Annotated in this window: 1 protein-coding gene; it reads right to left on the reverse strand. The window is 41.9% G+C overall.

The annotated features are described in order from the left end of the window. Window positions 1-134: 134 nt before the first annotated feature. Window positions 135-923 (reverse strand): thioredoxin domain-containing protein, encoded by a 789-nt coding sequence (locus PY364_RS03845; RefSeq protein ID WP_275520774.1) that lies wholly within the window; start codon window positions 921-923, stop codon window positions 135-137. Between the last annotated feature and the right edge of the window lie 97 nt (window positions 924-1,020).

Genomic DNA, 1,020 nt, shown 5'->3' on the forward strand with positions numbered 1-1,020 from the left:
GTTACCGCCCAGAGGGCGGCGTTACTAAAAGTTTTTCGTAAATCCCATCGCAGTTTGTAATTGACTAGCTACTACTTTTAATTGGTAATTAGCAATTTATTAACAGTTAACAGTTAACAGTTAACAGTTAACAATTACTTTGAAACTTTCGCTAGAATTGTCTCCATTTCGGATAATTCGACAGCCCCAGAGAAGGTTTCACCATTCAAGATAAAGAAGGGAGTGCCGTCAATTCCTAATGTTTGAGCGATTTGAATGTCTTTCTCGATAGCGGCTTCAGCGGCGGGGCTATTTCTGTCGTTATTAAACTTCTCTAAATTCAGATTCAGATTTTTGGCGATCGCACCATACAGCTCTTCGCTTAACTGTTTCTGTTGCTCGAACAAAGCGTTATGATACTCCCAGAATTTCCCTTGCTGCTGAGCCGCCCAAGCTGCCTTTGCTGCTGGTAATGCTTGCGGGTGAATTTTAATCAGGGGAAAATGTTTGAATGCTAAGGTAACTTTGTCTTGGTGTTTTGCCATGAACTGGTTGACAGTATTATGAGCTCTGCTGCAAAACGGACATTGAAAGTCAGAGAATTCTATGAGGACAAGTTTCTGCGAAGGTGAACCAGTAGTAGGAGAATCTGCGATCGCAGCTTTAGGATTAGTTTTTACCTGCTGCAAAAATGACTGTCTAGCCGATCGCAATTGATCCTGTTGTTGCTGCTGATACGCCTGTACTGACTCCAAAATTACTTCGGGATTTTCGCGGATAATTTGCAAGACTTGCTCTTTTAATTTACCATCAGGTTGTTGAGTATTGTTAGCTGATTGGGCGGAGGGCGAACAACCGATTAAAGTCAGGCAAACTATTAAAAGTGCTGCTAGTGAGAAAACTTGCAGGCGATGCCGTTGATGCCAAATAGAGGATATTTTCATGGAAAGGTGAAACTATAACTTTTCAATTTCGGGGCAAATCAGTTTAAATATACCTTAGATATTGCTGGTAACGCCGCCCTCTGGGCGGTTCATGAAC

It is taken from the genome of Kamptonema sp. UHCC 0994, from assembly GCF_029167235.1.
Lineage (GTDB): Bacteria > Cyanobacteriota > Cyanobacteriia > Cyanobacteriales > Microcoleaceae > Kamptonema.

Excerpts from the sequence above, each read along its gene's own strand:
- PY364_RS03845 (WP_275520774.1), bottom strand. The coding sequence starts at position 923 with ATGAAAATATCCTCTATTTGGCATCAACGGCATCGCCTGCAAGTTTTC.